The following is a 23361-nucleotide window of genomic DNA, read 5'->3' on the forward strand; positions in this document are numbered from 1 at the left end:
CAAAGATTTGGACCAGAGATTTATGCGCGCTGAAATCGAAAAAATCGTTGATGAGATCCAGCAGGCACTCAGCCTGCTAAGGAGGCATCTTTGACTGGGATACAGCGGAATCACGTCTCGGCGAACTGAACGCCAAAGCCGAATCGCCTGACCTTTGGAACGACCCTGCCAAGGCGCAGGAAGTCATGCGCCAACGGCAGGACCTTGAGACCCAGATAAAGCTGGTGCGTGAGGTTGAGGCGGGTATTGAGGACAATATCGGCCTGATCGAACTTGGCGAGGCCGAGGGCGATGACCAGATCGTCAAGGAAGCCGAGGCGGCACTCACCGAAATGCGGGGCACGGCGGCACGGATGCAGGTGGAGACCCTGTTGTCCGGCGAAGCCGATTCCAATGATTGCTTTGTGGAAGTGCATTCAGGCGCGGGCGGTACCGAGAGCCAGGACTGGGCCAATATGCTGTTACGCATGTATACGCGCTGGGCAGAGCGGCGGAAGTTCAAGGTCGAGACCATTGAAATTCATGACGGCGAGGAAGCTGGCATCAAATCCGCGACCATCCAGATCAAGGGGCATAATGCCTATGGCTGGCTGAAAACCGAGAGCGGCGTGCACCGTCTGGTGCGGATTTCGCCTTTCGACAGCCAGGCGCGTCGGCATACGAGCTTTTCGAGCGTCTGGGTCTATCCGGTCATCGACGATTCCATCAATATCGAGGTTTCCGAATCCGATGTGCGCATCGATACCTATCGCGCTTCCGGTGCGGGCGGGCAGCATGTGAACACCACGGATAGTGCGGTGCGCATTACCCATATTGAGACGGGGATTGTGGTGCAGTGCCAGAACGAACGTTCCCAGCACAAGAACCGCGCGACGGCATGGACAATGCTGCGGGCCCGGCTTTACGAAGCGGAACTGCAAAAGCGTGAAGAAGAATCCATGGCCACGGAGAACTCCAAAACCGATATCGGTTGGGGACACCAGATCCGCTCTTACGTGCTGCAACCGTACCAGATGGTGAAGGATTTGCGCACCAATATGGAAAGCACCGCGCCGAGCGATGTGCTGGATGGTGATCTTGATGCGTTCATGGAAGCGGCCTTGGCTCAGCGGGTCGGCAATACGGACGCCGAGAACAGCTGATCCGGCGTCCTGAACTTCAACTGCTGTCTAAAGAAACCGGGCCAGTTGCTTGCCGGCCTTGATATAGGCGGCGGGATTGACGGGCTTGTCGTGCTTGCGCACTTCGAAATGCAGATGCGGGCCGGTACTGCGCCCCGTTGAGCCGACCTTGGCGATTGGCGTGCCGGCCGACACCTTTGCGCCTTTTTGAGTAATAAAGGCGGAGAGGTGCGCATAACGGGTGATCAAGCCATCCATGTGCTGGACTTCAACAACATTTCCATAGCCGCTTTTGCGCCCTACGAACGTGACGGTGCCAGCGCCCGCGCTGTTGACAATCGTGCCGCTGGGTGCAGCAAAATCCAGCCCTGCGTGAAAAGCCTGCCGTTTCAGGAACGGATCCTTGCGCACGCCAAAAGTCGAGGACTGGCGCACCTTGCCGGTAACAGGGAACTGTATGGGGGCGAGGGTGGCCGCATCACGGGCGATGCGGAAGCGCTCGAAAGCTGCAACCACCGCATTGGCATCGTTGACGAGGCTGTCCGGGTTGATGTCTCCGGGAACTGGTTCAAATGGCCCACCCACGCCACTGGATTCAGCCTCCGGCAATGCAGGCCGAAGGCCGATGCGGTCGAGTTCGGCCACGATCGTATCGGCTGAATCGGTTGCTGCGTCCGAGAGAGCCGTTAATGCCATGCGGCTTTCATCCATCATGTTGCCGATGGATTGAGTGATATATTCGAGATCCGGAAATTCACTGGCGCGGGCAGGGGTGATTGATCCGGTGATCAATGTGTCGTCAATCGGTGCCATGTCTTCGATTGCGGCAGTATCTATACCCAGTTCGCGCGCCTTTTCCGCCAATGCCTTGACGTAGTTATGCTGCTCGCTGAGCACTTCCTGCTGATGGGAGAGTTCCTGCAATTGCAGGTTGAGGTTGCCTGCCTGGGCATATTGACGGGAATGCAGCCGGTCAACTTCCAGCCGCAGGGCGACGATCCGGTCCTGATAGGCCACCTGCAACTGGTCCGCCGACCCTTTGAGAAGGTTGGAGATGTCACCGCTCATCAGCAGCGCCACAAGTGTGAGGACATTTGTCGTCAGCAAAACAGCGAACATGCCGTAAAACACCAGGGGGCGAATATGGCCACCTTGGGATTGCTGCTTTTGACTAAACGCAATGCGCCGATTGGAATTTCGCACTCTACTCACCCCAAGCAATACTCCTGCCGGGGCGCAAGGTGACAGCTTATGGTTAATAAACGCAAAAACCCTTATTTACGTACGGGTAAGATTTAGCTCAGGCAATCAGCGCCTTAGTGGCCTCCAGCACTTCTGCGGCATGCCCTTTTACGCGCCGGACGGTCCATTGCCGGGCGATCCTGCCATCCGGCCCAATCAGAAAGGTGCTGCGGATCAGACCCATATAGGTTTTACCGAAAGTGGTTTTTTCACCCCATACGCCGAAGGCGTTAATCGCGAGATGGTCCGGATCTGCCGCCAGCGTGGTGCCAAGTTTATATTTGTCGCGGAATTTACCGTGGGCCTTTGTGCTGTCGGGAGAAATCCCGACGACCTGGGCCTTGATTGCGGCGAACGCATCCGCCAAAGCGGTGAATTCCATATTTTCTACCGTGCAGGATTGCGTGTCGTCCTGCGGATAAAAGAACAGGACAACTGGATGGCCTTTGTGGGCTGAAAGCGTGAAGGATGTTCCGCTATCTGTTTCCAGCGTAAAATCGGGGGCTTTATCCCCTTGTTCCAATATTGCCATTCCATTAACTCCTTGTGGGCTAACCCGGCGCTATTCTTGCTGTTCAGGCAGCGTGCGCGTCATATTCCGGCCCGGTTGCTCATGAACACAGACCATGTGCCGGGCCGATTCTCAACCAGCGTTCCGCGGCCGGCAAGATGACAGGTTTTCAGCAAAATTGTGACTGGTGCGGACATAGATAGCAACAAGACAGGCCGGAAGCTGAATTACCGCCGGGCGGCGCGTATCCTGCTGTGGATTTTTGGTGTGCCCGCCGTGGCGTTTCTCGTCATCTACGCCAAGTTGCTGTTTGGACCGATGCCGGTGCCGTTCGTGCGGGACCGTGCCATGGCGGGCGTGATTGAGGCTCTGCCTGAGAATCTCACAGTTGTGTTCGGGGAGGCCAGTCTCGCTATTGAAGGCGGATTGGCCCCAGTTATTGTTTTTACCCCGGTATCGATCAGAGACAGCGACACCGGCGCTGATATCAAGATGGACAAGCTTGAAGTCGGTTTTTCGCCGGTGCGGGCCTTGTTCGGTCAGCCGGGTATCAGCGTGACGATGGTTCGTCCCCATTTTCAGGTCATCCAGGATTTGTTCGGGCCCAGGCTTGCCGGGTTGGAGCTGGTGGATGATTTGTCGGGCGACCCTGCAACGGTGTGGGTCATGGAAGGGCGCTCGCCGCTGCCTTCCGTGCGCATTTCTGCCGAAGGGCTGGCCGTCAACGGTCCCTTGCCGGCAAATGCCGGCGCTTCCAGCTTTCGTTCTGACAATGACTGGCTGATCTTCAATTTGCTGGCGACTGAAGAGAGTTTGGCCGCGTTTGAGGTGCAATCGCGGGAAGGGCGGTTTTCGCGCCTGAGGGTGCGCGACGGCGTTCTGGATATGCATGATTCTGTCTATGGACTGTTTCGCCAGTTCACAGATGTGGAGCTTGATATTGCGCCATCCCGCATACGCCCGCGCATTCGCGGTACCTTTGCTGCCACCCTGGCCGGACGCCGGGTGGAAGGCACGATCGTGCGCAGCCGCAATGAGGCGGGAAATGTCGAATTTGAATCGACGGCAACCAATCTCGATTTTGCGACCCTTTTGCCGTTCATCGATGATCCGGACGGGTTGCTGGCTGTGCGCGGTGCGGGCGATCTCGCGGTCAAGGTCGAGTATTCGGCGGAGGACGGGCGCCTGCTCAACGGCGTTTTCGACGTGGATATGACCGGTGCCGAATTGCGGGTGGATACCGATACATTCCCCATTGTCACCGATAATGTGCGTATCGAATGGCAGCCCGATCAGGCGCAGTTCAGGATCAGTGATGCCGGGCTGCAGATCGGCCAGAGCTCGGCTGAATTGTCCGGTGTCTTTGTGATGGGGCTGGACAAAAGCTACGGGCCGACATTGAGCATGTCGCTTGATGCAAAGAACGTGGTTCTGCATCCTAATGACATGGACGCGCCAGAGGTGCCGTTTGATGATGTCTCGTTTACCGGCTGGTCGGCCCCGCTTTACGGCGCGTTGGGGATTGATCAGCTTGTGGCGAAAAAGCCGGGGGTGCTGGTGCGCACCAAGGGGCGCGCGGATATGGTGCGGGCCGGGATCGGCATTGATATGGAGCTGAGCGGCAGCGGTGCGTCGGCCGATGATCTGAAACGGTTATGGCCGTATTTCCTGTCCGGCAGCGCCCGGGACTGGTTTGTCGCGAATGTGATGTCTGGCGCTGTTGAAAATGCCGCGATGCGCTTCAACTTTCCAGTTGGTTCGATGGCGATTGGTGATGAGGACAAGCCCGTGCCCGAGGGGGCCTTGTCGATTGATATTATCGGCAATGATGTCGAGTTTACCCCGACAGATACGATGGCTGCGATCCGAGTTGAGGGCGAGACGCGGCTGCAGGTGCGCGATGACATGACCACAGTGGGTATGGATGGCGCAACGCTTGCAACGGATGCGGGGCCGGTGAAAGTGTCTGACGCGGCGTTGATCATCGATACCAAGGGGGTCGGCAGTACGGTCTTCGAGCTTTCAGGCGATGTGGATGGAGATATCCCTTCCTTGCTGGCGCTGACCAATGAACAATCCCCCGGGGTCCTGAGCAGCTTTGACGCGCCTGTTGCCCCCGAGACATTGTCCGGCATGGTCAAGGGGTCCCTGGTGGCAACGATTGTCATGGAGGCCGACGATACGGTGCGCAGTGTCGATTACGCGGTCAATGCTGCGGTCGACGACTTTGCCAGCAGTGTGCCGATTGAGAATGTCAGCATCGACGATGGTGACCTCACGTTCTCTGTGACCCCGGCCGGGTATAGTATCAACGGCACTGCCAAGGTCAGCGGCATTGATGCGGTGCTTGATATCAGCGGCCAGCTCGATGGCGAGCCGAATATTCTGCTTTCCTCGGAACTGGACGTTGCGCAGCTCGCAGAGATGGGGTTTGACGCGAGTGCCTATCTCAACGGCAAGGTGCGGTTTGTGGCGCGGCCCGTGGCTGACGGATCGATCCAGGTGGCGGCCGATCTGAAAGATGCGGCGCTGACGGTCACCGATATCGGCATCAGCAAGGCGGCCGGGGTCGCTGGTAGCCTCAATGCGGCAATCACGCCCGATGGCGATATCTACGAGGTCAGCGATGTCAGCCTGACTTTTGCCGATGTCGATATCAAAGGCGGGATGATCGTTGACAATTCGGGGCTGAAATCCGCGGAGTTTTCGACCTTCAAGCTCAGCCCCGGTGATCGTGCTTCGGTGAATGTCACCACCACTGATACTGGTGTTGATCTGGTATTGCGGGGCGATCAGCTTGACCTCAAGCCCATGTTGAAGCGCTTCTTCGCACTTGATCAGATATCAACCGGCGGGCCGCAAGCTACCCAGCTTGATCAGGCGATTTCTCTCGATGTGGAGTTGAAGCAGGCTGTGGGGTTCTATCGGACGACGGCCTATAATCTTGATCTGGAACTGGCGCTGAAAGGCGAAGATATCCGCAATGTGTCGATGCAGGCGCAGTTTGCCGAAGGTAGCGCCGTGTCGATTGCCACCAATCCCACCCAGAGCGGCCGGACAATGTCTGTCGCATTCAACGATCTGGGCACGCTGTTGCGGTTCCTCAATGTCTATCCGCGTCTGCTGGGCGGACAGGGGAGCCTTACCCTGGCACAGGACACGGCACGCAAGGTCGATCGCGGCGACTTGCGCTTGCGTGATTTTGCTTTGGTTGATGAGGAAAAAGTTGTCGAGATACTCGGCAACCACCGGGATTCGCGTGCGCTTGTCGCCAATGAGAACCGGTTGAACTTCAATGATGGGGAAGTGCAGTTCATTCGCCGCTCAGACCGGATTGAAGTGGTTGATGCGGTTCTTGATGGCGATACAACAGGCGGCACGATGCGCGGTTTTGTTTATACCAAGACGCGGCAATATGATCTGACGGGCACCTATATACCGCTGTTTGCGCTCAATAATATTTTCCAGAAACTGCCGATTGTCGGGCAGATCCTTGGCGGGCGCGACGGCGAGGGTTTGGTCGGCGTGACCTTTGCGGTGCGCGGCAGTCTTGATGATCCGCAATTCCTGATCAATCCCGCCTCGATATTGCTCCCCGGCGCCTTCCGTGGCCTGATGGAATTCAGGTCGCGAGAAGCGCCGCGGGAAACACAATAGCGGGTTGTCTTAGACGGGACGGATCAAGACGTGGCGTTTTTTGCCAATTGAGAGCTTGATTACGCCTTCGGGCAGCACATCCGCATCGCTAATGGTGGCATGGGCATCGGAGATGGGCTTGTCGTTGACCCGGAGCGCGCCAGACTGGACGTGACGCCGCGCTTCGCCATTTGATGACGCCAGTCCTGCTTCCACCACTGCCGCCAACACGCCAAGGCCGGAGAGCAATGCGCCGCGCCGCACATCTGTGGTGGGCAGGGAAAGGTCAATCTCGCCCGCCTCAAATGTGGCGCGTGCGGTTTCTGCGGCCTGTTCAGCGGCTTCACGGCCATGCACGATGGCGGTGGCTTCTGTCGCGAGTACCTTTTTGGCCTCATTGATCTCGGTTGCGCCGAGATCAGCCAGTTTTGCAATCTCACCAAGCGGCAGACGGGTAAAGATCTTCAGGAACTTTTCGACATCTGCGTCTTCTGTATTGCGGAAATACTGCCAGAAATCATAGGGCGAGAACAAATCACCATTGAGCCAGACTGCGCCCGATGCGGTCTTGCCCATCTTCTGGCCGGAAGAGGTGGTCAGCAGCGGTGTGGTCAATGCATAGAGCTGTTCTGTGCCCATGCGATGACCAAGGTCGACACCATTGATGATATTGCCCCATTGATCCGAGCCGCCCATTTGCAGGGTGACGCCATGCCGCCGGTTCAGTTCCACAAAATCATAGCCCTGCATGATCATGTAGTTGAACTCGAGGAACGAGAGCGACTGCTCGCGATCAAGGCGCAGTTTGACGCTGTCGAATGAGAGCATGCGGTTGACCGAAAAGTGCCGGCCGACATCGCGCAGGAATTCGATGTAATTCAGCTTGAGCAACCAGTCGGCATTGTTGACCATGATCGCGTCGGTTTGCTCCTCGCCGAAACTGAGAATACGCGCGAAGATGCGTTTAATACCCTCGATATTGGCATTGATCTCATCAACGGAGAGCATTTTGCGCTGGTCGTCACGGAACGAGGGATCGCCCACCATTGAGGTGCCGCCGCCCATCAAGGCCACCGGCTTGTGGCCGGTTTCCTGCAGCCAGTACAGCATGGTGGCCGAGATCAGATTGCCGATATGCAGGCTGGTCGCTGTCGCATCATAGCCGACATAGGCCGTGATCGGTCCCTTGAGGCAGAGTGCATCGAGCCCTTCGGGGTCGGAAAGCTGATGGATAAACCCCCGCTCATCGAGGGTGCGCAGAAAATCGGACTTGTAGGTGGTCATGGCAATCACGCTTTACTATGCGCCGGTCAGGCGCGAAACATCGGAGCTCTGTGCCGCAGGTTTGTTACCGGCCACCGCCCGCGGCAATGTCCGCGCGGCGCCGGTCGAGATATTCGCCGCAGCGTTCAATCAACTCATCAACCTTGTTCTCGAAGAAGTGGTTGGCCCCTTCAACGATCTGCTGCTCGATGGTAATGCCTTTTTGCAGGCGCAGCTTGTCGACCAGTTTCTGGACTGATGTGGGTGGGGTGACGCGGTCTTCATCGCCGTGAATGATCAGGCCCGAGGACGGGCAGGGCGCAAGGAACGAGAAGTCATACAGGTTTTCCTGCGGGGCGATGGACAGAAAGCCTTCCACTTCCGGACGGCGCATCAGTAATTGCATGCCGATCCAGGCACCAAAGGAGAAGCCGGCGATCCAGCAGCCCTTGCTTTCCCTATTCAGTGCCTGCAGCCAGTCAAGGGCTGCAGCGGCATCGGACAGTTCGCCGACGCCATGATCAAACAGGCCCTGGGAGCGGCCAACACCACGCGAATTGAAGCGGAGAACGGCGAAGCCACGCTGCACGAACATGTAGTAAAGGTGGTAGACCACCTGATTGTTCATGGTGCCGCCAAATTCAGGATGCGGGTGCAAAATGATGGCGACGGGCGCGTTTGGCTCCTTGCCAGGCTGGTAACGGCCTTCGATGCGCCCGGCCGGTCCATTAAAGATTACTTCTGGCATTTTGGTTCTGTCCCTAAACATGGCCCGGTTTTTCGTCCGGCTGCGTGCTGCGATAACGGGCAAGCGCCGCTTGACGAATGCACCGGGGCTTCTTACAACTGGCTTTCAGAAAACCAGTTTAGAATAATTCGAAACTTGTTTTAGCCGCTTGTCAGCGGCAGGTGCGAGCGCTCCTTTTAATGGAGGGACGCGCTTGATTTCAAGGATTGTTTAGGAGCCATAGCAGGCGAAAGCGCCTTCTCGAGCTTATGATGACACATTCAGACGTGTATCTCGACCATAATGCATCGACGCAGCTGCTGGATTCGGCACGCGCGGCGATTGTGGGCGGGCTCGATTCCACCGGCAATCCATCGTCTGTGCATGGTGCCGGACGGCGGTTGCGGACGCTGGTTGAAAAGGCGCGTGACCAGGTGGCCAAGGCTGCCGGTGCCGAACGCAAGCATGTGGTTTTCACAGGTTCCGCCACCGAGGCTTTGACCCAGGCGATTGCCGGGGGCGCGCGGGCGCTGGGATTTGACGCGATCATTGTCAGTGCCGGCGAGCATGCTGCAACGCTGAAAGCGGCTGAGATGACGGGATTGCCTGTTAGCCAGACGGCTTTGACGCCAGACGGGCGGATTGATGTTGCGGCGCTGGAAGGCGCTGTTGCGGCGGCAAGTGCTGCCGGGCATGTGGCGCTTGTCGCAGTGCATGCGGTGAATAACGAAACCGGTGTCATTCAGCCGGTTGCGCAAATCGAGGCGCTGGTCGGGCCGACGCCGCATTTTCTGCTGGTTGATGCGGTACAGGCTTTTGGCAAGCTGGAACTTGATTTTGCGGCCCGCGCTGCCGACATGATGGCTATATCGGCGCACAAGGTTGGCGGTCCTGCCGGTGTTGGTGCGCTGTTGGTGAAGCCGCATTGCGATGTGGCCCGGCTGATCCCGGGTGGCGGGCAGGAACAGAACCGGCGGGGCGGCACCGAGTCTGCAGCCTTGATTGCAGGATTTGGCGCGGCGGCGGAGATTTTTCCATCGGCCTATGATGCCACTGCCATTGCAGGGCTGACCGATGCGTTGACCAGAGGGGTGCAGAGCCTTGCACCTGAGGTTGTGGTATTTGGTGCGAATGTGGACCGGATGGGCAATGTGGTCAATTTTGCCATGCCGGGCGTGAAGGCCAGCGTTTCGATGATGGGGCTGGACCTTGAGGGTGTCGCTGTGTCATCAGGCTCCGCTTGCTCATCGGGCAAGGTTGGGCGCAGCCACGTATTGCAGGCGATGGGCATTGATCCGGACCTCGCCGATTGCGCACTCCGGGTCAGCCTTGGCTGGCCCTCGACGCAGGACGACGTAGACAGATTTCTGAAGGCTTTCGAAAAAGTGCTTGGCCAGCACCGCAAATCTTCAGGCCGCGCGGCCTGAACTGCCAATAGATATTCCATCTCGCCATCCTTGAAATGGTGCAGATCAGAAGGAGAAGAGACATGTCCAGTTTGAGCCCAACGACGGCGCGGGAGAGTATCCCGACCCTCAAGGAGAATATCGACCTTGCAACCGTTGAAAGTGTGCAGTCGCTGGATGTCGACAAGTACAAATACGGCTTCGAAACCATCATCGAAAGCGACAAGGCACCCAAGGGCCTGAGCGAAGACGTTATTCGCTTCATTTCGGCCAAGAAGGAAGAGCCACAGTGGATGCTGGACTGGCGTCTGGAGGCTTACAAGCGCTGGCTAACCATGGAAGAGCCAACCTGGGCGCGGGTGCATTATCCCAAGATCGATTTTCAGGATCTCTATTTCTATTCGGCGCCGAAAAGCACGTCCGGGCCCAAAAGCCTGGATGAAGTCGACCCGGAATTGTTGCGCACCTATGAAAAGCTGGGCATTCCGCTGCGCGAGCAGGAGGTTCTTGCCGGCGTTGAGGGCGCACGCGTGGCGGTGGATGCGGTATTCGACTCTGTTTCAGTCGTCACGACATTCCGTGAAGAGCTGGCCAAGGTCGGGATCATTTTCTGCTCGATTTCCGAGGCTGTGCGTGAATATCCCGAACTGGTCCAGAAATATCTCGGGTCGGTCGTGCCGGTCAGCGACAATTATTATGCGACGCTCAATTCTGCTGTGTTCACCGACGGGTCGTTCGTCTTTATTCCCAAGGGCGTGCGGTGCCCAATGGAATTGTCGACCTATTTCCGTATCAACGAGAAAAACACCGGACAGTTTGAGCGCACGCTGATCATTGCCGAAGAAGAAAGCTATGTGAGCTATCTCGAAGGCTGCACCGCGCCGACACGTGATGAAAACCAGCTGCACGCCGCCGTGGTGGAACTGGTGGCGCTTGACGATGCCGAGATCAAGTATTCGACAGTGCAGAACTGGTATCCGGGCGACAAGGATGGCAAGGGCGGCATCTATAATTTCGTCACCAAGCGCGGCGATTGCCGGGGCGATAATTCCAAGATTTCCTGGACCCAGGTGGAAACCGGTTCGGCGATTACCTGGAAATATCCGTCGTGCATCCTGCGTGGCGACAATTCGCGTGGCGAATTCTATTCGATCGCCATTTCCAACGGGCATCAGCAGGTGGATAGCGGCACCAAGATGATCCATCTGGGCAAGAATACTTCAAGCCGGATCATTTCCAAGGGTATTGCGGCCGGTTTCTCCGACAACACCTATCGTGGTCAGGTTTCGGCCCATGCCAAGGCCAAGGGTGCGCGCAACTTTACCCAGTGCGACAGCCTTTTGATCGGCGATACCTGCGGGGCACATACGGTGCCTTATATCGAAAGCCGCAATGCCTCGACGGTTTTCGAGCATGAAGCGACGACCTCGAAAATTTCGGATGACCAGATGTTCTATTGCCAGCAGCGCGGGCTGGACCCTGAAGAGGCGGTCGCGCTGATCGTCAATGGTTTCGTGCGTGATGTGCTGCAACATCTGCCGATGGAATTCATGGTCGAGACGCAAAAGCTGATCAACATTTCGCTTGAAGGCAGTGTCGGCTAAGCGCCGCCTGAACTTTTGTAAAATTGCATAGACGCGTGTGACGGCCCGCGAAACGGGCGCAAGCGCTATCGGAGAAGACAAATGACGACACCCATGCTGGAAATTCGCGACCTGCGCGTGAGCATTGAAGACGAGAACAAGGAAATCCTCAAAGGCGTGAACCTGGTCGTGCCGCGCGGCGAAGTGCACGCGATCATGGGGCCGAACGGTTCGGGAAAATCAACGCTCAGCTATGCGTTGGCTGGCCGCGAGGGCTATGAAATCACGGATGGCGAAGTGCTGCTCGATGGCGTCAGCATTCTTGATATGGAGCCGGACGCACGGGCTGCTGCCGGGCTGTTCCTCGCATTCCAGTACCCGATCGAAATTCCGGGCGTTGCGACCATGACCTTTTTGAAGGCTGCGATGAATGCCCAGCGCAAGGCGCGTGGCGAGGGCGAGCTGACAACCCCGGACTTCATGCGGGCGGTCAAGGATGCCTCGGGCATGCTCAAGATTGACAACGAGATGCTCAAGCGCGCGCTCAATGTCGGGTTCTCCGGCGGTGAGAAGAAGCGGGCCGAGGTGCTGCAGATGGCGCTGCTGGCTCCGAAAATGTGCATTCTAGATGAAACGGATTCCGGTCTGGACATCGATGCCTTGCGGGTTGTCTCTGATGGTGTGAATGCCTTGCGGGACGATAACCGTTCCATGCTGGTCATCACCCATTACCAGCGCCTTTTGAATCATATCGTGCCGGATGTGGTGCATGTGTTCTCGGGTGGCCGGATTGTTGAGAGCGGCGACAAGGATCTTGCGCTTGAGCTTGAGAGCAAGGGCTATGCCGGTTTTGGCGAAGACGCAGCGTGAGGCAATCGTGACAATTCAAAAATTCCCGGTCCGGCTTAGTCCGGCAGAAGAAAGCCTCGTTGCCCAGCTCGAAAGCGCTGGCGCAAAAGATGCGGCCGATCGCCTGCGTGATGCGGGCCTGCCCACACGGCGTGTCGAGAGCTATCATTACACAGACCTGAAAATGCTGCTGCGCGACGTGCCTGCGCTTTCCGGCGATGCGACGGACACCAGTCCGCCCGCACTTCATATCCCCGGTGCCTTTCGCATTCTGATGGCCAATGGTGCCGTTCAGGAGACGACTACAGCGCCTGCGGGTGTGATTGTAGGCAAGGTCAAGGGTTCTGTGCTTTCGGCGCGTGACGATGCCGTTGTGCGGCTCAATACGGCGCTGGCAAAAGAAAGCCTGAGTATTGACCTCGATCATTCGGTCGATCCGGTTATCCATATCGACCGGCGCACCGAGGGGCCGGCTGGCCACGTCAATGGCGGCGCGAAGTTCTTCGTCGCCGATGGCGGCAGCGCGACCATTGTCGAGACCTTTTCAGGCAGCGATGCGGCGCATCTTGGTAATCATGCCAGCTACGTTTCTGTGGGCAAGGGTGCCAATGTCACCCATATCATGATCGACCTGTCCGGCCCCACGGCCCGGCATTTCGGCACGGCCGAATATGAGATTGCTGCGGACGCCAGGTTGCGGACGCTGACCATCCATGCGGGTTCGGCTGTAGCGCGAACGCAATTGTTTGCCCGTTTCTCGGGCGAGGGCGCTCATGCCGACTTCACCGGCCTTAATCTGGTTGAGGATGGGCAGCATGCCGATATCACGCTTGATATCGCCCACGCTGTGCCCAATACCACCTCGGCAGAATTGTTCAAATCCGTTGCGCGGGGCCGTTCGCGGGCGGTGTTCCAGGGCAAGATCGTCGTGGCGCAACATGCGCAAAAGACCGATGCCAAGATGATGGCCCAGGGGTTGATGCTGTCTGATACAGCGGAAATTCTCGCCAAGCCGGAATTGGAGATTTTCGCTGACGACGTGGTGTGTGGTCACGGGGCGACCTGCGGCGAGATTGACAGCGACAGCCTGTTCTATCTGCTCAGCCGCGGCATTCCCCGGCCTGATGCAGAATCCATGCTGGTACGCGCCTTCCTCGATGAATTGTTCGACCCGATCGAAGATGCGGAGCTGAACGAGGCGTTGTTGTCGATCACCGACGGCTGGTTGGCGAGGGCTATTCCACAGGCCAGCCTATGACGTTTGATCTGGACAAGGTTCGGGCCGATTTCCCCATTCTGGACGAGAAGGTGCACGGGCATCGTCTCGTCTATCTCGACAATGGGGCGTCAGCACAAAAACCGCGTCAGGTGCTGGACCGGATTCAGCAGGCCTATGCGCATGAATATGCCAATGTGCATCGCGGCTTGCATACCTTGTCGACACGGGCAACAGATGCCTATGAGGCGGGCCGGGAGAGCGTCAGGCGTTTCCTGAATGCCGCAAAGCCGGAAGAAATCATCTTCACCAAGGGCGCGACGGAAGCGCTCAATCTGGTCGCGTCCAGTTTTGCTGCCCCGATGATCAGGGAAGGCGACGAAATCGTCATCACGATCATGGAGCATCACTCCAATATCGTGCCATGGCATTTCCTGCGGGAACGTCAGGGCGCGGTTATCAAGTGGGTGGATGTCAAGGATGACGGCGCGTTCGATCTCGAGGCGTTTGAAGCGGCGTTGACGCCGCGCACCAAGATTGTGTCGCTGACACATATGTCAAACGTGCTGGGCACTGTGACACCGCTCAAGCAGGTGGTCGAGATTGCACATGCGCGCGGTATTGCTGTGGTTGTTGATGGCAGCCAGGGCGCGGTGCATATGCCGGTCGATGTGCAGGATATCGGTGCCGATTTCTACGTGATGACCGGGCACAAGCTTTATGGTCCCACCGGCATTGGCGTGCTTTATGGCCGTTATGACCTGTTGGCGGGGATGCAGCCCTATCAGGGTGGCGGGGAGATGATCGAGGAAGTCAGTCTCGATGCGGTTACCTATAATGCGCCCCCGCACCGGTTTGAGGCCGGTACGCCACCCATCGTGCAAGCCATCGGGCTTGGGGCGGCGCTGGATTATATTTCGGCGCTGGGCCGCGACGATATTGCGGCACATGAAGCCGAGATTTCGACTTATGCGGCTGAAAAGCTTCAGAAAATCAATTCGTTGCGCGTAATCGGCAATGCGCCGGGCAAGGGCGGTATTTTCTCGTTCGAGATAGAGGGCGCACACGCCCATGACGTGTCCACGATCATGGATCGATATGGGGTTGCGGTGCGTGCTGGCACCCATTGTGCCATGCCGTTGCTAAAAAGATTTGGTGCTACCTCTACATGCCGGGCCTCTTTCGGCCTATATAATGGCAAGGATGACGTCGACGCGCTTGTCGATGCCATTGAAAAAGCAAAAAGTTTCTTCGCCTGAACGGCGGGACGGGTCATATGAACGACGAATTGAAAACGACAGAAGACAAGGTTGCCGTGGCCGAAGGCAATGCGCCTGTTGTGGCGACAAGCGACAGCGGCGCTATTCCGGCCGACGAAGTCGAGCGGATTACCACCGATCTGGTGGCGGCGTTCAAGACCGTTTATGACCCGGAAATTCCGGTCGATATCTATGAGCTGGGATTGATCTACAAGGTTGAACTCGATGATGACCGCAAGGTGAGCATCGATATGACCCTGACGGCGCCGGGTTGCCCTGTGGCAGGTGAAATGCCTGGCTGGGTTGAAACGGCCGCCGGCATGGTTGAGGGTGTACAGGAGGTTGAGGTCAAGATGGTGTTTGATCCGCCCTGGGGTCCCGATCGCATGAGTGAAGAAGCACAGGTAGCGCTGAACTGGTGGTGACCAAATGAGCTTTGAAGTAATCAAATTGACAGAATCCGCTGCAGAGCGGATTTCCGAGATCATGGAGAATTCCGATACACCGGTTACTGGTGTGCGGGTTGGCGTCAAGAATTCCGGCTGCGCCGGTGTTGCCTACACGCTCGATTATGTGGCCGAACCGGTTGAAGGTGATGATCACGTGCACCAGCATGGTGTCGACGTTTATATCGACCCCAAGGCGACGATGTTCCTGTTGGGCACGGTGATGGATTTTGAAGTCGGCAAGCTCTCTTCCAGCTTCACATTCACCAACCCGAACCAGGTTGGTGCTTGTGGCTGCGGTGAAAGCGTGCAGCTGGAAAAGGCTGATTTGCGGCAGTTGGCTGAGGCCCGCGCCGCCGGTTAATCAGGCGGCGAAATGCTTGCCCGTGTTTTTACGGACCAGCTCATGTTCCTGATCGATGACAGCATTGCGGCCCTTGTGCTTTGCGGCATAGAGGCAGCGATCTGCGCGTTCTACCAATGACACGACATTGTCGCCCGCTGTAAAGGCCGCCACACCAAACGAGGCTGTGACCCGCCCCAGCTTCTCGTTGGTGGACCGTTTTAGCAATTCACGGGACTGCACTGCCTTGCGTAGTCTATCAGCAAGATTGCGCGCCTGTTCCAGCGTGGTGCCGGGCAGAATGACCGCAAATTCCTCCCCGCCATAACGGGCAGCCGTATCGTCAATCTTGACGCTTGATTTCAGGGTGAGGGCAACGAGCCGCAACACCTGGTCACCGGTTTGATGGCCGTAATTGTCGTTAAACAGCTTGAAATGATCAATATCCAGCAGAATGAGCGCCAAGGGGCTGCCGTCTCGACCGGCGCGTTCAACTGCCGTGGCGATGTCGTGGTCGAAAGCCTTGCGGTTGGGTATCCGGGTCAGCGGATCAATCATGGATTCACGGCGGACCGCGTCGAGCTCCCGCTGCAGGGCGGTTACGTCTTTGCGGGCCGACTTCAGCCTGTCCTGCAGCATGGTGTTGGTCGTTTGCATGCGCTGTGTTTCGTGCAACAGGGTCATTGCCAGTTTTGACATCTGTTCAGGACCCATGCCCTGTTCCAGATCGCCACGGGCCGATTGCAGCAGCCCGGAATAGTTATTTGCGTTGGCAAGCGCGTTGTCGATCGCCTCATGAACAGCGCCGATACGCGTTGCGATTTCGGCGGAGACCACGTTGAGGCGTTCACCGACATCGCTGGATTGCAGGAATTCGCTATAGAGCGTCTCGGCGATCTGGAGGTCTGGCGTGCCACCCTTGGCAAGAATGGCATTGATCCGGGCATTCAGTTCAGGATTTGTGCCGCTGGCATAGGTATATAGCAGCTCATAAAACTGTGGCTTGGGCGGGATTTTTCCCTTTTTCAGCAGGCTGAAGGCGGTGGTGCCATAGCCCAATGCACGATCGAATTGGTCGTTGTCCACTGGTCGCTCGCAGAATATATGCCAAAGCCGCATCGTTTCCGCGCGCAGCAAAGCGTTAGCGCGGACCTAAGGACGGCCTAACCAAGTAATTATTCGAATATATTAGCATTTAGTATTAACCGGCTTTTATGGCCGAGCGCAACAGGAAAGCGGGAATCGGGCCATCATCTCCAAATGGAGAATTCTCGTCGCGATCCTTGCTGCCCGATTTGCGCGCAGGTTTGGTATCCCGTGATTTTGTGTCCGGCTTTGCGGAATCGACCGGTTTGGTCTCGGCCTTTTTGGCGGTCGGCCTGGTCTGATCGTTCTCGGGTGCGTCTGCTTTGGGCGCATTTGAACGGGCAGTTTTTGAGCGGCCACGCGAGCGCGATGTGCGGGCGGGCTTTTCCTGTGCCGGTGCGTCAGCCTCGGTCTTTTCGGTGGGCTTGCCGGCGTCAGCCTTGGCTGCTGCCGGGGCGCCCATCGTTTCGATATCGCGACCGATCAGCTTGAGAATGGCATCGATATATTTCGCGTCGGCGCTGGTTATCAGCGTAATCGCCTGGCCGGAACGGCCCGCGCGACCGGTGCGGCCAATACGGTGCACATAATCTTCAGCGTGAATCGGCACATCGAAATTGAAGACGTGGCTCACGGCAGGAATATCCAGGCCGCGGGCGGCAACGTCGCTGGCTACCAGCAGCTGGATCTTGTTCGTCTTGAACTGGTCCAGCGTTTCCATGCGGCTCTTCTGGTCCATGTCGCCATGCAGCGCGCCGACACTGAAGCCGTGCCGCTCGAGTGAGCGCAGCAGGGTGGCGACATCGCGTTTGCGGTTGCAGAAAATAATCGCGTTGGTCAGGCCTTCAGAGGCGCGGATCTGGTCCCGGAGGGCGGCCCGTTTCTCAGCCGGTTTCGCGCCGGTTTTCAGCAATTTCTGGTCGATCGTGTCAGCCGTTGAATTCTGGCGTGCCACTTCTATCTGGATCGGATCGCGCAGGAATTGCCCGGTCAGCTTCTGGATTACCGGCGGCATGGTGGCCGAGAAGAACAGGGTCTGGTGACGGGGAGGCAGAAGGCCGATGATGCGTTCGATATCAGGGATAAAACCCATATCGAGCATACGGTCGGCTTCATCGATGACCAGAATGTCGACGCCGGTCAGCAACAGGCGACCGCGCTCAAAATGATCAAGCATGCGTCCGGGGGTGGCGATCAGAACGTCGGCACCACGATCAAGTTTTTTGTTCTGTTCTTCAAAGGAGACGCCGCCAATCAGCAGCGCGACAGTCAATTTGTGATTGATGCCGTATTTCTCGAAGTTCTCGTGCACCTGAGCGGCCAGTTCGCGCGTCGGCTCCAGAATGAGCGTGCGCGGCATGCGGGCGCGGGCGCGGCCCTTTTCAAGCAGGGTCAGCATGGGCAGCACAAAGGATGCCGTTTTGCCGGTGCCTGTCTGGGCGATGCCAATCACGTCCTTTTTCTCAAGAACGTGCGGGATAGCCTGCGCCTGAATTTCGGTGGGCTTGGTATAACCAGAAGCGTTTACAGCTTCGATTACTTTGGCGCTCAATCCAAGGGTCGAGAAGTTTTCAGTCAAATTTTACGTCCACTCAATGTGTTACACCGCCAGCCATATGCGTGCAGCAATTGGTTGCGCGAGTGGCCTCTTAAGGCGCGGACCATAGCGATCAGGGACGCCAAGTCAACGATCATCAGGATATTTCATTAACGGCGCTGATCCCCAAACCGGTTCTGGCGCAAAATACCATCGCTCTGAATTGTATTTTGCAATGATTTGGTGGCCAGTGACGGCCTAGTGTTCTCGGTAACCGATAACAATGATTGCATAGTATTATAAGCGTTAGATGTCGAGGTCGATCACGAATTCTGCATTTGCCTGGATGAAGTCGAAACGCGACTCGGGACGATTGCCCATCAACTGGTCAACCGACAGACGTGTTCCCTCACGGTCCTCGATCACGCGTACCTGCAGCAATGTGCGGGTTTCGGGCGCCATCGTGGTTTCCTTAAGGTGGGCAAAAGGCATCTCGCCGAGGCCCTTGAACCGGGTGACATCGATCTTGCCCCGGCCAGTGAATTCGGTCTGCATCAGTTCCGTGCGGTGTTCGTCATCGCGCGCATAAAGGGTTTTGGCTCCTTGCGTGATGCGATAGAGCGGTGGCATGGCCAGATACAGATGTCCCTTGTCAATCAGCTGCGGCATTTCCTGAAAGAAGAAGGTGATCAGCAAAGAGGCGATATGTGCGCCGTCGACATCAGCATCCGTCATGATGATGATCTTGTCATAGCGCAGGTCGTCTTCGCGATACCGGTCGCGGGTGCCGCTGCCCAGCGCTTGAATCAAATCGCCAATCTGCTGGTTGGCTGTGATCTTGTCGCGGCTGGCACCGGCCACATTGAGCACCTTGCCGCGCAAGGGCAGAACGGCCTGACTCTTGCGGTTGCGCGCCTGCTTGGCACTGCCGCCCGCACTGTCGCCTTCGACGATGAACAGTTCCGCGCCCTGCGCTGCTGACTGGGTACAATCCGCCAGCTTGCCGGGCAGGCGCAGCCGCCGTGTGGCGCTCTGGCGGTCAATGTCCTTCTGCTTGCGTCGGCGGACGCGCTCTTCCGCCCGCTCAATCGCCCAGTCGAGAAGTTTATTGGCCTGAGCCGGGGATGCGGTCAGCCAATGGTCGAATGCATCGCGAATGGCGTTGTCGACGATACGGGTGGCTTCGCCCGACGCGAGCTTGTCCTTGGTCTGGCCGACAAATTCCGGTTCGCGGACAAATACCGAGAGCATCGCGCCGCAATGGCTGAGCACATCTTCTGATGTGAGCACGTTGGCGCGCTTGTTGTTGGTCATTTCCGCGTAGTTTTTGAGACCACGGAGGAGAGCGGTACGCAGGCCCGCTTCATGGGTGCCGCCGTCCTGGGTCGGTACTGTATTACAGTAGGAATTGGTGAAGCTGTCGCCCACATACCAGGCAATGGCCCATTCGGTGGCGCCATGTGTGCCGGGCTTGCCGACATTACCGGCGAATAATTCGTCGACAATCCGGGTCTCGCCCTCGATGCGCGCGCCCATGAAATCGCGCAGGCCGCCGGGGTAATGGAAGGTTGCCTTTTCCGGAACCTCATCATTGGCCAGGCTTTCATCGCAGGCCCAGCGGATTTCCACGCCACCGAACAGGTAGGCTTTGGCGCGGGCCATCTTGAAGATGCGGGCCGCTGAGAAGCCGAGCTTGTCGCCAAAGATCTGCGGGTCAGGATGAAACTTGATGCTGGTGCCGCGCCGGTTATGGACCTTGCCGAGGTCCTCTATCGGGCCCTGCGCGTGGCCACGCGAGAATTTTTGACGATAAAGCGTCTGGTCGCGGGCGACTTCCACAGTCAGGTCATCGGTGAGCGCATTGACGACAGAAATACCGACGCCGTGCAGACCACCGGAGGTTTCATAAGCCTTGCCGTCGAATTTGCCGCCGGCATGCAGGGTTGTCATGATGACTTCGAGTGCGGACTTTTCCGGAAATTTGGGGTGAGGGTCCACCGGGATGCCGCGCCCGTTGTCAGTGACGGTCAGAGAGCCATCCTCTGCCATGAAGACTTCAATACGCGATGCGTGTCCGCCGATCGCCTCATCCATGCAGTTGTCGATGACTTCGGCGAACAGATGATGCAGCGCGTTGATGTCGGTGCCGCCGATATACATGCCCGGGCGTCGCCGCACCGGCTCAAGGCCTTCAAGCACTTCAATGTCGGCCGCCGAATAGCTTTCGCCGCCGGGAGCAGGGGCTTGCGCCTTGCGTTCGGCTTTTGCGGGCGGGGTTGCCGGTTGCGGCGCGGCGTTGCTTGCAAATAGGTCGTTGCTCTGCGGCATGGGTACTCCGGCTGAACTTCGCGAATCAAAGCATGTGATGGATAGCATAACCGGCGACACGACAAAGTGTTCACCCGCTGATTGATGCAAATTTCCAGCGAAGAAGATGGTTTGAGGGCATCGGGGCACCTGTTGGTGCCTGATGGACGTGTCAGAGAGTGTTGTTCATAGAGCAGGTCTATCCGGCAAAAGTTTGTCTTTTGTTCCTCCTTTCGGTGTCGAGCCGATGAACGCTGGCTGAACAGACGGTTGGGAATGGGTTCAAACGGGAACGGCTAGGGTCATCTCACGCTTTGAGAGAGCGCTGAAACCGGAGCTGAGGAGTTCACCCCATGACCAGCATTTTGTCCTTCAAGAAAACCACCCGTGCTGCGGTTGCCGCCCTGATCATTGGCGCCGCATCCATTTCCGCCATGCCAGCCCAGGCCGCCGGCAACAATGTTGCCTTTGGCTTCAACTTCAACAGCGGCAATGGCATTTCTTTTTCCATCGCCAGTGACAATGACACCAACCGGGGCCGGGGGCGCGATGTCCGTCACAGCCAGCGCCGGGCCTGTATGAGCGATCGTGAATTGGCCCGCGGCCTGTCACGTGTCGGCTTCACCAATATACGTCTGGGACGCGAGAGCCGGGGCAAGGTGGTTGCCGAAGCGTCGCGCGGCCGTGCCGAGTACACCATGCTGGTTGATCGCTGTGACGGTGATGTGAGCCGTCTGGAGAAGAAGTATTCACGTCGTGACAGCTATCGCGACCGGAATGACCATCGCCGGGGCGGTAATGGCACCCGTCTGGAATTCAATTTCCGCTAAAGCCTGCCGCCTTTACACCCAATCGTTCAAGCCCCGGTCTTTGTATCGGGGCTTTTACGTATCGGGTGGGTGGTTTCTAGCCTTTATGTGCCAGGGCGGTTCAAAATCGGACACTGAAAGGCTGACAAAATGCGTTTCTTTACCTTTGGTTTGCTTTGCCTCAGCACTTTCTTAAGTGCCCGCTGGTAGAAATATTGTCATACGGTTTTAGTTTGGAGTTGCCGTATGCAGCCCGTGTTTCGACAAAGTATTGCGTATTCATCGCTCGATTTACGGGACCCTTCCAAACACGGATGGCTGCAGGCCGGATTTAATGGTTTTGCGTACCGGCTTGCCCATCTGTGTGTCTCCCGATCACTTGCCGTGATTGGGATTTCCGCGGTGTTCTACTTCATTTAGAGCCAGTCGCCGCAGTTCTCTTTATCTTTGATGTTTTGTGGCTGTCTGATCGATGCGATCTGGCGTTGCCGGTGCGTGTCGCCGGCTTGTTGTCTTCGGAGTTCCTGGCGCGTGGGTGCATGAAAAAAAGGGGCCCGAACGGGCCCCTTTCATTTATCTGTAACGCGTCCGCTTAGGCGGAGTAGTACATTTCGTATTCAGCCGGGTGTGGCGAATGCTCGAACTTGATGACTTCTTCCATCTTCAGTTCGATATAGGCGTCGATCTGGTCGTCGTCGAAGACGCCGCCGGCCTTGAGGAAGTCACGGTCGGCATCCAGGCTTTCCAGCGCTTCACGCAGTGAGGCGGAAACGGTCGGGATAGCTTTCAGCTCTTCCTTCGGCAGTTCGTACAGATCCTTGTCCATGGGCTCGCCCGGATGAATCTTGTTCTTGATGCCGTCGAGCCCGGCCATGAGCAGTGCTGCAAAGGCGAGGTACGGATTGGCCATCGGATCGGGGAAGCGCACTTCGACGCGCTTCGCCTTCGGCGACTGGCCGAAAGGAATACGGCAGGAGGCCGAACGGTTGCGGGCAGAATAGGCCAGCAGAACCGGTGCTTCGAAACCCGGGACCAGACGCTTGTAGGAGTTGGTCGAGGGGTTGGTGAAGGCGTTGATGGCCTTCGCGTGCTTGATCACGCCACCGATATAATAGAGGCATTCCATCGACAGGCCGGCATATTCGTCGCCAGCAAACAAGGGCTTGCCATCGCGCCAGATCGACTGGTGGCAATGCATGCCCGAACCATTGTCGCCATAAACGGGCTTCGGCATGAAGGTTGCGGTCTTGCCATAGGCATTGGCAACCTGATGCACGACATATTTATATACCTGCACGCTGTCCGCAGACTGGATCATCGGCTGGAACTTGATGCCGAGTTCGTGCTGGGCGGATGCCACTTCGTGGTGGTGCTTTTCGATGATGACGCCCATGTCGCCCATGGCGGAGAGCATTTCACCACGGATATCCTGAGCGCTGTCGAGGGGCGGTACGGGGAAGTAACCCTTCTTGGTGCCGATGTGGTGGCCCGAATTGCCGGCTTCATAATCAGCATCATTGTTCGAGGGGAGTTCGAAATGATCGACCTTAAACCCGGTGTTGTAGGGGGTATTTGAATACTTCACGTCGTCGAACAGGAAGAATTCCGGCTCGGGGCCAAACATCACCGCATCGCCAATGCCGCTTTCGCGCACATAGGCCTCGGCCTTTTTGGCCGTGGTGCGCGGATCGCGGTTATAGGGTTGGTATGTAGCCGGCTCGAGAATGTCGCAGTTGATCGCCAGGGTGGACTGACCGAAGAACGGGTCCATGTAAGCGCTGCTTGTATCGGGCATCAGAACCATGTCGGATTCATTGATGGCTTTCCAGCCGCCGATGGAGGAGCCGTCAAACATGACGCCTTCCTCGAACATGTCTTCATCAACAACGGACTGGTCCATTGTGACGTGCTGCAGCTTGCCACGCGGGTCGGTGAAGCGCAGGTCGACGAACTTGATGTTCTCGTCTTTGATTTTCTTTAGCAGATCGCTAACAGAGCTCATTATTTGATCCTTAGTTAC

The 23361-nt window shown here is 57.3% G+C and carries 18 protein-coding genes; 10 read left to right on the plus strand and 8 right to left on the minus strand.

The annotated features are described in order from the left end of the window. The first annotated feature begins 22 nt into the window (after nt 1–22). Nucleotides 23–1142 (plus strand): peptide chain release factor 2 gene (gene prfB / locus L1P08_RS02620; RefSeq protein WP_303618460.1). Its coding sequence is split into 2 segments (ribosomal slippage): nt 23–91 and nt 93–1142, totalling 1119 coding nucleotides; the frame shifts between segments, so codons are not numbered across the junction. 27 nt (nt 1143–1169) lie between these two features. On the opposite strand, the gene L1P08_RS02625 is transcribed toward prfB, so the two are convergent. Next, nucleotides 1170–2324, minus strand: a complete 1155-nt coding sequence (locus L1P08_RS02625) for a M23 family metallopeptidase (RefSeq protein ID WP_303618461.1) — start codon at nt 2322–2324, stop codon at nt 1170–1172. 97 nt (nt 2325–2421) lie between these two features. After that, the gene (locus L1P08_RS02630) at nt 2422–2895 is read right to left on the minus strand and encodes a peroxiredoxin (protein WP_303618462.1); all 474 of its coding nucleotides are present in this window, start codon (nt 2893–2895) and stop codon (nt 2422–2424) included. Between the two features lie 159 nt (nt 2896–3054). Between L1P08_RS02630 and L1P08_RS02635 the strand changes: the two genes are divergently transcribed. Then, nucleotides 3055–6531: an AsmA-like C-terminal domain-containing protein gene (locus L1P08_RS02635; RefSeq protein ID WP_303618463.1), complete on the plus strand. Its 3477-nt coding sequence runs from the start codon at nt 3055–3057 to the stop codon at nt 6529–6531. 9 nt (nt 6532–6540) lie between these two features. Here the strand turns inward: L1P08_RS02635 and tyrS are convergent, their stop codons facing one another. Both tyrS and L1P08_RS02645 read right to left on the minus strand, forming a co-directional pair. Continuing rightward, complete coding sequence (gene tyrS / locus L1P08_RS02640; protein ID WP_303618464.1) at nt 6541–7794, minus strand: tyrosine--tRNA ligase; 1254 nt, start codon at nt 7792–7794, stop codon at nt 6541–6543. Nucleotides 7795–7858: 64 nt separating this feature from the next. After that, nucleotides 7859–8521 carry an alpha/beta hydrolase gene (locus tag L1P08_RS02645; RefSeq protein WP_303618465.1) on the minus strand — a complete coding sequence of 221 codons (663 nt, stop codon included), beginning with the start codon at nt 8519–8521 and terminating at the stop codon, nt 7859–7861. Between the two features lie 251 nt (nt 8522–8772). Here L1P08_RS02645 and L1P08_RS02650 point away from each other — a divergent pair, with 251 nt between their 5' ends. From L1P08_RS02650 to L1P08_RS02680, 7 genes are all read left to right on the plus strand, one after another. Beyond that, nucleotides 8773–9927: a cysteine desulfurase family protein gene (locus L1P08_RS02650; protein ID WP_303618466.1), complete on the plus strand. Its 1155-nt coding sequence runs from the start codon at nt 8773–8775 to the stop codon at nt 9925–9927. Between the two features lie 62 nt (nt 9928–9989). Further along, nucleotides 9990–11510, plus strand: a complete 1521-nt coding sequence (gene sufB / locus L1P08_RS02655; RefSeq protein ID WP_303618467.1) for a Fe-S cluster assembly protein SufB — start codon at nt 9990–9992, stop codon at nt 11508–11510. Between the two features lie 93 nt (nt 11511–11603). Continuing rightward, complete coding sequence (gene sufC / locus L1P08_RS02660; RefSeq protein ID WP_303619479.1) at nt 11604–12359, plus strand: Fe-S cluster assembly ATPase SufC; 756 nt, start codon at nt 11604–11606, stop codon at nt 12357–12359. A 7-nt stretch (nt 12360–12366) separates the two neighbouring features. Continuing rightward, the gene (sufD, locus tag L1P08_RS02665) at nt 12367–13596 is read left to right on the plus strand and encodes a Fe-S cluster assembly protein SufD (RefSeq protein WP_303618468.1); all 1230 of its coding nucleotides are present in this window, start codon (nt 12367–12369) and stop codon (nt 13594–13596) included. After that, nucleotides 13593–14813 (plus strand): cysteine desulfurase, encoded by a 1221-nt coding sequence (locus tag L1P08_RS02670; protein WP_303618469.1) that lies wholly within the window; start codon nt 13593–13595, stop codon nt 14811–14813. The genes sufD and L1P08_RS02670 overlap by 4 nt, the downstream gene beginning before the upstream one ends. Nucleotides 14814–14830: 17 nt before the next feature. Then, the gene (locus tag L1P08_RS02675; protein ID WP_303618470.1) at nt 14831–15238 is read left to right on the plus strand and encodes an SUF system Fe-S cluster assembly protein; all 408 of its coding nucleotides are present in this window, start codon (nt 14831–14833) and stop codon (nt 15236–15238) included. A 4-nt stretch (nt 15239–15242) separates the two neighbouring features. After that, nucleotides 15243–15623 (plus strand): HesB/IscA family protein, encoded by a 381-nt coding sequence (locus tag L1P08_RS02680; protein ID WP_303618471.1) that lies wholly within the window; start codon nt 15243–15245, stop codon nt 15621–15623. Here the strand turns inward: L1P08_RS02680 and L1P08_RS02685 are convergent, their stop codons facing one another. From L1P08_RS02685 to parE, 3 genes are all read right to left on the minus strand, one after another. Beyond that, entirely contained in the window at nt 15624–16688 is a 1065-nt protein-coding gene (locus tag L1P08_RS02685; RefSeq protein ID WP_303618472.1) for a GGDEF domain-containing protein, read from the minus strand. 115 nt (nt 16689–16803) lie between these two features. Further along, nucleotides 16804–18267: a DEAD/DEAH box helicase gene (locus tag L1P08_RS02690; protein WP_303618473.1), complete on the minus strand. Its 1464-nt coding sequence runs from the start codon at nt 18265–18267 to the stop codon at nt 16804–16806. Nucleotides 18268–18531: 264 nt separating this feature from the next. Then, nucleotides 18532–20553: a DNA topoisomerase IV subunit B gene (gene parE / locus L1P08_RS02695; protein WP_303618474.1), complete on the minus strand. Its 2022-nt coding sequence runs from the start codon at nt 20551–20553 to the stop codon at nt 18532–18534. 332 nt (nt 20554–20885) lie between these two features. Here parE and L1P08_RS02700 point away from each other — a divergent pair, with 332 nt between their 5' ends. Then, nucleotides 20886–21362, plus strand: a complete 477-nt coding sequence (locus L1P08_RS02700; RefSeq protein ID WP_303618475.1) for a hypothetical protein — start codon at nt 20886–20888, stop codon at nt 21360–21362. 571 nt (nt 21363–21933) lie between these two features. Here L1P08_RS02700 and glnA read toward each other — a convergent pair. Beyond that, the gene (gene glnA / locus L1P08_RS02705) at nt 21934–23343 is read right to left on the minus strand and encodes a type I glutamate--ammonia ligase (protein ID WP_303618476.1); all 1410 of its coding nucleotides are present in this window, start codon (nt 23341–23343) and stop codon (nt 21934–21936) included. Between the last annotated feature and the right edge of the window lie 18 nt (nt 23344–23361).

The organism is Mariluticola halotolerans, from assembly GCF_021611515.1.
Classification (GTDB): Bacteria; Pseudomonadota; Alphaproteobacteria; order Rhizobiales; family Devosiaceae; genus Mariluticola; species Mariluticola halotolerans.